The following is an 8,577-nucleotide window of genomic DNA, read 5'->3' as shown; positions in this document are numbered from 1 at the left end:
TCGCCGCACGCCAGAAGCCCCGAGAACGCTGACGACGTCGCCAACTCCCGCCTCATCAACATCCGTGCCTACCGGTTGGTCAGAGGGGAGTTCTCGCATCTGATGCAACGACTCGTCCCACTTTGCCTGCACGGGGCGCAGGTCGCGCCTTACGAGGTGGAGGCCCAGTGCAGTCCGAGCATGTCGAGGGCCTGCTGCAGTTCTGGGGTGTCCGGGTGCAGGGTAAGTTCGGTCAGTCTCAACAGGTGTGAGCTGATCTGTGCGTCGTGGGGTTGTTCATATAGGCACCACAGATTCAGCTCGTCGCCGTGTCGGGAGGTGAACTCGATGCCGTCGATGCCTTCCTGGAGGTACAGGTGGGCGGAGACGGCCTGGGTAATGGCCCGGGCGGCGCCGTTTTTGAGCAGGCTGGCGTCGAAGTCGTCGTAGCCCGCATCCAGGGCGTCGCCGATGAACCGCGGGTAGAGGGTGGCCACGGTGTCAGCCGCACTCACCCGGCAGTACCGACCGCTCAGCACCGCGGAGGCAGCGCAACGGGGCTCCAGCCACGCGGGATCCAGGGTCCCGGGGTCCGCGGTGGGGTGTTCCCGCGCGTCTTGGGGGTCTTCGTCGATCTCCGCCAGGGCCGCGGCCAGGTGCTTGTCTTTACGCGCAAAGGCCAAGACCTCGAGCAAGCACGCCAGTAAGGACTCGCCCAGGTACAGGGTGCGGAACGTCCCGTCCGGGTCGTCCCAGCGGCCATGGAAGCGCCCATCGGTGGCGTGCTCCCACCCGCTCCAGGCCAACGGCTCGGGTCGGTACCCGACTCTCCAGACCGGCTCCTGCGGCGCCGCAACGATGACCAGGCCCACCACTATCCCGCCGAGGCCACGAAGGCGCGAGCAGCGGCGGTGACCTCGGCGACCGTGCGCTCCGGGTCGCCTTCCCGCAGCAGTCGCGCCGGGGCGCGGTCCCCCAGCTGCGGATTCATCCCCGTGAACCAGGCCTGAACCACCCCGGGTGCTTCGCGCTCGGCCAGCAGGGCGGCAATGTAGTAGGCATCGCGCAACCGCTGCTTGACGGCCTCGGAGCCGGGCTCGCGCGTGCCCTCGATCCATTCCCGGACCGCACGGGTCTCTTTCACGCCCCCGAGATAAGCCACCAGACGCGCACCGAGGATCTCCCGCAGTGCCTCGACGACCTGAGGAATCGACCACCGCTGGGAATCACGGTGGGCTTGAAGACCGGTGCGCGGTGCCATGGGAGCGGTGGACATACCCCCATCATGCCCGCTCCCCCACCAAATCCCCAGCACAATCACATATCGAATGTCTCCTCTGGCAACACCCGTTGTCCCACTTCCCGTGACCGTCGCGGCCGAGTGGGGGCTGGCGAAGTTGCGCCATTGGGTCCTTCACCTCGGACGAGAAGCACTCGAGACGGTGCGGCCGCGGCTCTTGTCACCACAGGTCAGGCCACGATAGGAACGACAGCAGGGAAGCTCCTCGAAGAGCTTCCGGAAAGAAGAGACCACGATCCTTCCGCCCCCGACTGGCGATTCGGGTCGATCACGATGACTCCCTTGCCCCCCACCCCACCGCGGTGTTCTAGCACCGAGAGATGATCCCGCCCCACGACCCGCGCTCTCCGGCGGTGATCCGGCGTGGATCTGCCCCGCCGAGACGAAAGGCAATCGATGAACCCCAATGCCCGTACCCCCCGCACCTCCACGCCAGAGGAAGAGAACGCCCAGGACCTATCCAACCCGGCCGCGGATACCTCGGACGGATTGGTCGATGCGCAAACTGCTGAAAAGTTCCAGCAAGCCGTTGAGCAGCGTCTGAGCGAGCCGCCCCTTGCGGAAGCCGGCGCCGAAGAGCAGGCCAATGATGCTGACGGCGATAATCCGGTAACCATGGACAGTCCCGAGTGAGGCCCCGCGCCTCTGCCCTCACGTCCTTGTGCCGGTGGGCGAGTCTGCCCGACCTCTACAGCCACTACGGGTCTCGCGGCATCGTGGTCTCCACGTTCTTGCAGTCCTGGTCCCAGGGCGTGGACGTGTGGGGTGAGTCCGGGATGCGCAAACTGTTCTCCACCGCCAACGTCGTCACCTACGGCGGCAACGTCAAGGAGGAGGGCTACTTGAAGATGCTTGTCGAACTGATCGGCAAGTACACCTACACCTCCGTCTCCTCCTCCAGGCAGAAGGACTCCGGGTCCACCTCCCGCCAGGACGCCACCGACGACATCATGTCGGTGGCTGACCTGTCCGCCCTGCCCAAGGGTCGGGCCGTGATGTTCGGCTCCGGGGCGAGGGCCGTGCTGCTGCGCACCATCCCGATTGACCACCGCCCCTACGCGGAAGCCTCCAGGGCCTCCGAAGAAGCCCACAACAGCCCGAGGGCGGCCACCGTCGACCAGGGCGATGAGCCCGAGAAGCCGGCTGCTGAGCCAGCGTCGGCCGCGCCTGCCGGGAACCGGTGGGCGGCGCTGGTGAAGGAGTAGACATGGACTGGGAAGAGGAAGCCGCCGAGGGCAACGAGGACGTCGAGGAACAGCCTCCTGCACAGCTGTTCTACGCGAACGTGGCGGAGTTCGTGACCGAGCAGCTGGCGCCCGTGTACCGACGTCAGTTGGACCCTGCGGGTCGCTCGACCACGTTCACCTGGTGCGCCCAGTGGTGGCGACATGAGGAAGCGGTGAGCCGTTTGACGGGGTTGTGGCGGGCGTGGGAGCAGCTACGCACCGACCCGTCCACGGGATTGGCCGTGTGGTGGCGTGACTACGCCGATCCCACGATGCGTGTGATCTTCGAGGAGAAAGGGCCCTTCCACGGTTGCACCCCCAGGACGCACAGCCCTAAGGGAGTGCCCCTGACCCTGGAACCGCCGCCGGATGGTCTGTTCGACTGAACGTCACAGCGGAAGGAGCGCAACCCGCCACAGGTTTCGCCCCTTGGCTGCTGTCCACAAGCTATCGATGGTCGCGGAACCAGTTCAGGATTCCTCGTGCGTCCTTAATCTCGTTGGAGGACTCGCCGCCCTGGCCGTCGTCGTCCCGGTACGAATAATCCGTGCGGATACCGACGTCATCGGTGAAAGTTTCGGTAAAGGTCTCTTCCCGCGTGTGCTTGCCGTCGGAGCTCCAGCCGTCGTAACTGCGGGTTCGAGTCTCGGAGCGCCCCTTGTGCAACTCGTCGTACTCGTCCACGAAGTCGCGGAGAAAAACTGCCTCATCGTCCGTCAGCCGTGCACCGGAGACGTCCAGGTGCTCACCAATGTGGTTACGAATCTTCTTCTTCTCGTCGCGGTCCATTTCCCTCTCCCAGCGTCAAGCGGTCGCATCGAGCCGCAGGGCTAGTCTGCACCACTGGCACTAGGGCGGTGTAGCGAATGCATGGTCGCTCTCTTGGCTCCAGCGAGCACATCCGCAGAAAGCGTGGTCCATTCCTTTACCATGAACTCTTGGAATGATTCGAGCTGTACCGCGTATGCCACATAGTTCTAATTAAGCACAAACTGAAGATTTTGAGTGATGAGGGATAACTGCACGTGCTTTATGACTTTATTGAGAATGGCTTTTGGGCTACGGCGATCGGAGGCTTCCTTCTCGGACTTATCCCCACAGGCATCGGCTGGTTCCTAGATCACAAGAAGCTAAAGGCCAGCTTTCAGCACGAGAAGAGGCAGCTTGTCCGGCAAAGCAATTTGAAGCGCAAGGACGAGCTGATTGAGTTACTGCACAGCTTTGGCTCCAATGCCAAGCAGCTGGACAGCCTCATCGATCAGACGGAGTCGGTGGAAGAATCCATAGAATTTAATAAGACGACCATGGCGCAACTTCTCGCGGAAAAGCCAGATCCAGATGTCGAGCAGGCGGTGGCAACAACTGTTCAGCGGGCACAAAGGTATCGTCATTCGCTCAAGGAAAAGTGCGTCGAGCTACATGACGAAATGTCACGCCAGATCACTCAAATCAGCGCACGCAACGCCAAACTTGGAGATAGCGCCAAAAGCTGCCTCGACCGGCTTTACGAAGTTCAACTCGATGGAGTGATTTCCATGAAAGTACGTATGGCCAAAAGCCTGCGCACTAAAGGGCTCAACGAGTATCAAGCAGCCGTCGACGCCTACATCAAGTTCGATGAGCTTTGATCACACACCTTCTGGTCCATAAACGTCGCCCTGCCAGGAGCCGCAACTAGCTGCTGGTAGCCTTGCAGAACAAGACAAAACCCGCGTCCTGCCCGGTATTTATGGACTTGGTCGACACCGATTCCCATCCCCTGCTAGACATGTCACGAACATGTTCCGGTAAGGCCCCGAGAATGGAAAAGTAGCCACACGACCTGCCCGATGTTATCCACGACACCGTCTGCTCTACCATGGCCGCATGGGTAGCACGCGAAAAGGTGACCACCTGATGGGTATCGCGCAATTTCTACAACTACGGTAGGAGATACTAGGTAGATGCAAGATTTCTTGAACTGGTGGGGCACCATCTCCTGGGCCGAAATTTCCGTCGGAGCGATAGTAACTGCCCTCATAGCGGGGTACGTCCATCTTCGGGGCAAAACAATAGAAGGCAAGTCCAACCTCTCCGGCATCGACAGGGCCCACCAGAAGGAGGTAGAAAAGCTACGGGCGGAGAAGCTTGAAGCAGAGCATTGGTTAATCGTCGAAAAAGCTCAGACCTTTTCCTATAAACTCCACGAGCTAAGCACTGCAGTACAGACAGCTGGTCAAACGCAGTTCGCCCTCAGGGACGCTGGCCATGACGAAAACCTGTTTTTCGCATACGACGTCAGTGATGTTAGGGACGAGTCAGACCCGGGAAAACTGATCGGAAAGCACAGTTGGTTAGAGCTTGAGTGGCAGAGAGCTACCGAAACGGTTGAAGAGCTATATCCCCTGATTGATGCCCAGATACAGGACCTTAAGGCGTACTCGAGGGACCTGGGTGGAAAAGCAGAAGCGGCCTATCACAAAATCCTAATTGTCACTACCGACTACACTTCGATTGGTCCTTGCGTAAACTATAAGATGGGTGAAGCGGAAGATCAAAATGCGGCTCTTGAAAACTTCGACGCCGCCATTGAGCAATTCAAGCACAAGCAGATTAGGAAGCCGGAATAGGCGCCACTGTCCGCTAGGCCAAATATTCACGAGAAAAAGTCGGGCACCATGCAAGCGCCTCCGCCAACCCAGTGGAAACAACTACTATTAGAATGTCTTGCCTCTTACAAAGCGCGGAAAGAAGTATTTAGCTAGATGGACGTGAACCAATTACTTGGCGGATGGGCCAACTTTATGGATACTGCGGGTGGTGGCTCCGCGCTTGCACTGATCGGCGTGGCAGGTACGGCCTGGATCACAAATAAAGTAAACAAGCGAACGGTTCAGGAAGCACGCCGAGACAAGGCTACAGCGGAGCGTCAAGCAAATCATGCTGTCCTGGAAACCATCAGCATTAAAGCTCACGAGATTGCGCGGGCTGTAGGCGACCACAACCTCGATGATGTGATGTGGAACGGGCACCTTGATAGCATCCAATACCCCAGCAAAGAGGACAAAAAACAGGTGGAGATGTTCTTACGAGAGTCTTACGCCAAGTGTTCGATTGTCATTGAAGAGGGTAAGGATTTCATCAGAGAGAAGGAAGTTGTCCTACGCGGCCGGGATGACAACGCGGCTGACCTAGTTAAGGGTCTACTGGAAACAATAGAAACAGACCTGGAAACCTTCAACACCTACGACGACGTAGGACGCCAAGAGCAGACCCTAAGCCAATCAATCGAAAATTACGCGAACGACATCCGAGACTACCGGACTGCGACAAAAAAGAAGAGACGCCTCATTCCTAGGCGCCCCTCTCGTGGCTGAGTAGCCGTGGCTACTTGTCAGACCTTTTTGTATCTGTCTTCTTCGCTTCCGCCTTCGGTGCTTTCACCTCTTCGGCGTTGCTAGCCTCCAGGAGCTCTTTGCCAAGCTCATCTAAGACTTGGATCTCACTACTGGCCATGTGGATGGCAGTTTTGATCTCGACGTTACGGTTTATTTTGACCTTCATTTCTTACCTCTAGAGGACGTCTGCGATTAGGTAGTAAACATCGGTCGAAAATATGACCTGGTCGTAGTAGTCGTTGTTGCGGACGTAGGTGCCCTTGGATCTGGTCTCATGACTTGGTCGCCTGACGTAGCCGGCGGAAGTTGATGAGCGTGACAGCGAGCAGGAGAAGCGGGAGCAGAGTGGCTGCGGTGCTGTCGTAGCGCAGCCCCAGGCGCTTGAACCTCAGCACCAATGAGATGGTGCGTTCCACGACCCCGCGCTGCCGGCCCAAGTGGGTCTTGGCCTCGATCCCACGACGGGCGATCCGGGCCCTGATGCCCCGCCGGTACAGGTAGCGGCGGCACCTCGGGTAGTCGTAGCCCTTGTCCGCGTGCAGCTTCTCGGGCCTGCGGCGGGGCCTGCCAGGGCGAGTTGCGTCCGGCAGAGTGGTGTACGGGTAGCCCGGTGAGCGCGTCGTCATAGACGAGGGCGGTCACCGCGTGATCCTTCGAGTGAACCTTCCACAGCACTCTCGAAGAGGACCATCACGATGACCGCTCCTTCCAGTATCGACCCTGCCCAGTTCCTGCACGAGCACCTTGCCCAGGCCTCCCCGGACCTGCTGCGCCAGATGCTCACGACCTTCGTGAACGCCCTGCTCTCGGCCGAGGCCGACACGGTGTGCGGGGCCGCCTACGGGGCCTCGTCCCCGGAGCGGGTGAATCAGCGCAACGGCTACCGCCACCGCGACTTCGACACCCGCACCGGCACCATCGACGTGGCGATCCCCAAACTGCGCACCGGCACCTACTTCCCGGAGTGGCTCCTGGAACGGCGTCGCCGGGCCGAGTCCGCCCTGACGTCCGTGGTGGCCACCTGCTACCTGCTGGGGGTCTCGACCCGCCGGATGGACAAGCTCGTGCAGTCGCTGGGCATCACCGGACTGTCTCGCTCCCAGGTCTCGACCATGGCCACCGACCTGGACGAGCACGTGGAGTCCTTCCGCACCCGCCCCCTGGATGCCGGCCCCTACACGTTCGTGGCCGCCGACGCACTGACGATGAAGGTCCGCGAGGGCGGGCGGGTGGTGAAGGTCGCGGTCATGGTCGCCACCGGCGTCAACGCCGACGGCCACCGCGAGATCCTCGGCGTGCAGACCGCCACGGCCGAGTCCGGGGCCGGGTGGCTGGGCTTCTTCCGTGACCTGGTGGCCCGTGGATTGAGCGGCGTGCGCCTGGTGACCAGTGATGCCCACGCCGGGCTGGTGGAAGCCATCGGGGCGACCCTGCCCGGGGCGTCCTGGCAGCGGTGCCGCACCCACTACGCGGCCAACCTCATGGCGACCACACCGAAGGCCTCCTGGCCGGCGGTGAAGGCGATGCTGCACTCGGTCTACGACCAGCCCGACGCCGCCTCAGTGCAGGCGCAGTTCGACAAGCTCCTGCAGATGGTCGAACCCCAGCTGCCGGCCGTGCACGCCCACCTGGACGAGGCCAGGGCCGAAATCCTGGCCTTCACCACCTTTCCGAAGGGCCTGTGGCGCCAGATCTGGTCCAACAACCCCAACGAGCGGCTCAATCGCGAGATCCGCCGGCGCACCGACGTGGTCGGGATCTTCCCGGACCGGACCTCGCTGATCCGCCTGGTCGGGGCGGTGCTGGCCGAGCAGCACGACGAGTGGGCCGAAGGACGCCGCTACCTCGGCCTGGACGTGCTCGCCAAGTCCCGCCTGAGCCTCGTCACCACCGCCGACACCGACCAGGAGGACACCACCACCCTCGGCGCCCTCAGCGCCTGACCCCACCAGGATCACGCCGATCCTGTACACCACTCAAAAGGACTTGACCGGGATCGAGGCGGCCGTGGCGATGGGCCGCTTCGACCCCGAGCTGGTGGCCGTGGAGGCACGCCGGCTCGGCCAACCCCAGGCGGCCCCGGCCGTGGTGCTGCCGGTGACCGCCCCGCCGGCTGCGCGGGAGCACCGTCGGCCACCGGGCTTGGGAGCCTACGACGAGCTGATGAGCATCGGGGTGGGAGCATGAAACCCGCCACGCCACCAGGCCCGCCCACGGCCGTGAGCCGGGTGAGCGAGGCCGCCGCGGAGACTGCGATCAGCGCTGCCTGCCGGGCGCTGTTCCTGCCCACGATCCGCACCCAGGCCGCCCCACTGGCGGCGGCCGCGGCCCGGGAGCGGCTGACCCATCAGGGCTATCTCGCCGAGGTGTTGACCGCCGAGTGCGACGACCGCGAGGCCCGCCGCCGGATCCGGCGGGTGAAGGAAGCGAAGTTCCCCCGGGCCAAGACCCTGGACGAGTTCGACACCACCGCGATCCCCGACCTGCCCCCGGCAACCCTGGCGCAGCTGGCGACCGGGGCCTGGATCGAGGCCGGTCAACCCCTGGTGCTCCTCGGGGACTCCGGAACCGGGAAAACGCACCTGCTCATCGGCCTGGGCACCGCCGCGGCCGAGCAGGGACGACGCGTGCGCTACGTGAGCACCGCCGCGCTGGTCAACGAGCTCGCCGAGGCCGCCGACGCCAAGCAGCTCTC

At 62.3% G+C, this 8,577-nt stretch carries 13 protein-coding genes; 9 read left to right on the top strand and 4 right to left on the bottom strand.

The features are described 5' to 3' along the window. Nucleotides 1-149: 149 nt before the first annotated feature. Both Q0817_RS19575 and Q0817_RS19570 read right to left on the bottom strand, forming a co-directional pair. On the bottom strand, nt 150-851 hold the full coding sequence (locus Q0817_RS19575; protein WP_298592024.1) for an RES family NAD+ phosphorylase: 702 nt from the start codon (nt 849-851) through the stop codon (nt 150-152). A 2-nt stretch (nt 852-853) separates the two neighbouring features. After that, nucleotides 854-1,255 carry a hypothetical protein gene (locus Q0817_RS19570; protein WP_298592021.1) on the bottom strand — a complete coding sequence of 134 codons (402 nt, stop codon included), beginning with the start codon at nt 1,253-1,255 and terminating at the stop codon, nt 854-856. 387 nt (nt 1,256-1,642) lie between these two features. Here Q0817_RS19570 and Q0817_RS19565 point away from each other — a divergent pair, with 387 nt between their 5' ends. The 3 genes from Q0817_RS19565 to Q0817_RS19555 are packed head-to-tail and all read left to right on the top strand — an operon-like array spanning nt 1,643 to nt 2,891. Next, complete coding sequence (locus tag Q0817_RS19565) at nt 1,643-1,912, top strand: hypothetical protein (protein WP_298592018.1); 270 nt, start codon at nt 1,643-1,645, stop codon at nt 1,910-1,912. Continuing rightward, nucleotides 1,909-2,484: a TraG/TraD/VirD4 family protein gene (locus Q0817_RS19560; protein WP_298592015.1), complete on the top strand. Its 576-nt coding sequence runs from the start codon at nt 1,909-1,911 to the stop codon at nt 2,482-2,484. The genes Q0817_RS19565 and Q0817_RS19560 overlap by 4 nt, the downstream gene beginning before the upstream one ends. Before the next feature lie 2 nt (nt 2,485-2,486). Continuing rightward, the gene (locus Q0817_RS19555) at nt 2,487-2,891 is read left to right on the top strand and encodes a DUF4913 domain-containing protein (protein WP_298592013.1); all 405 of its coding nucleotides are present in this window, start codon (nt 2,487-2,489) and stop codon (nt 2,889-2,891) included. Nucleotides 2,892-2,952: 61 nt separating this feature from the next. On the opposite strand, the gene Q0817_RS19550 is transcribed toward Q0817_RS19555, so the two are convergent. Then, entirely contained in the window at nt 2,953-3,294 is a 342-nt protein-coding gene (locus Q0817_RS19550; protein WP_298592011.1) for a hypothetical protein, read from the bottom strand. Nucleotides 3,295-3,530: 236 nt separating this feature from the next. On the opposite strand from Q0817_RS19550, the gene Q0817_RS19545 reads away from it, so the two are divergent. From Q0817_RS19545 to Q0817_RS19535, 3 genes are all read left to right on the top strand, one after another. Further along, entirely contained in the window at nt 3,531-4,133 is a 603-nt protein-coding gene (locus tag Q0817_RS19545) for a hypothetical protein (protein WP_298592008.1), read from the top strand. Nucleotides 4,134-4,448: 315 nt separating this feature from the next. Beyond that, nucleotides 4,449-5,114, top strand: a complete 666-nt coding sequence (locus tag Q0817_RS19540) for a hypothetical protein (RefSeq protein ID WP_298592006.1) — start codon at nt 4,449-4,451, stop codon at nt 5,112-5,114. 135 nt (nt 5,115-5,249) lie between these two features. Next, nucleotides 5,250-5,861 (top strand): hypothetical protein, encoded by a 612-nt coding sequence (locus Q0817_RS19535; protein ID WP_298592004.1) that lies wholly within the window; start codon nt 5,250-5,252, stop codon nt 5,859-5,861. Between the two features lie 293 nt (nt 5,862-6,154). Here Q0817_RS19535 and Q0817_RS19530 read toward each other — a convergent pair whose 3' ends face one another. Further along, nucleotides 6,155-6,508 carry a transposase gene (locus Q0817_RS19530; protein ID WP_366139897.1) on the bottom strand — a complete coding sequence of 118 codons (354 nt, stop codon included), beginning with the start codon at nt 6,506-6,508 and terminating at the stop codon, nt 6,155-6,157. 69 nt (nt 6,509-6,577) lie between these two features. On the opposite strand from Q0817_RS19530, the gene Q0817_RS19525 reads away from it, so the two are divergent. The 3 genes from Q0817_RS19525 to Q0817_RS19515 form a co-directional block, all read left to right on the top strand. Continuing rightward, nucleotides 6,578-7,825, top strand: a complete 1,248-nt coding sequence (locus Q0817_RS19525) for an IS256 family transposase (protein ID WP_298592002.1) — start codon at nt 6,578-6,580, stop codon at nt 7,823-7,825. Nucleotides 7,826-7,868: 43 nt separating this feature from the next. Further along, entirely contained in the window at nt 7,869-8,069 is a 201-nt protein-coding gene (locus Q0817_RS19520; RefSeq protein ID WP_298592000.1) for a hypothetical protein, read from the top strand. Further along, nucleotides 8,066-8,577: ATP-binding protein (locus Q0817_RS19515; RefSeq protein WP_298591997.1), on the top strand; the 512-nt coding region annotated here is incomplete at its 3' end. The genes Q0817_RS19520 and Q0817_RS19515, both read left to right, overlap by 4 nt.

The organism is uncultured Kocuria sp. (assembly GCF_947500125.1).
GTDB lineage: Bacteria > Actinomycetota > Actinomycetes > Actinomycetales > Micrococcaceae > Kocuria.
This window is presented reverse-complemented; position numbering and strand designations above follow the sequence as displayed.

What these genes read in the sequence shown, in the direction of transcription:
- Q0817_RS19570 (WP_298592021.1), bottom strand. Translation starts at nt 1,255, where the DNA reads ATGTCCACCGCTCCCATGGCACCGCGCACCGGTCTTCAAGCCCACCGT.
- Q0817_RS19555 (WP_298592013.1), top strand. Translation starts at nt 2,487, where the DNA reads ATGGACTGGGAAGAGGAAGCCGCCGAGGGCAACGAGGACGTCGAGGAA.
- Q0817_RS19550 (WP_298592011.1), bottom strand. Translation starts at nt 3,294, where the DNA reads ATGGACCGCGACGAGAAGAAGAAGATTCGTAACCACATTGGTGAGCAC.
- Q0817_RS19540 (WP_298592006.1), top strand. Translation starts at nt 4,449, where the DNA reads ATGCAAGATTTCTTGAACTGGTGGGGCACCATCTCCTGGGCCGAAATT.
- Q0817_RS19535 (WP_298592004.1), top strand. Translation starts at nt 5,250, where the DNA reads ATGGACGTGAACCAATTACTTGGCGGATGGGCCAACTTTATGGATACT.
- Q0817_RS19530 (WP_366139897.1), bottom strand. Translation starts at nt 6,508, where the DNA reads ATGACGACGCGCTCACCGGGCTACCCGTACACCACTCTGCCGGACGCA.
- Q0817_RS19525 (WP_298592002.1), top strand. Translation starts at nt 6,578, where the DNA reads ATGACCGCTCCTTCCAGTATCGACCCTGCCCAGTTCCTGCACGAGCAC.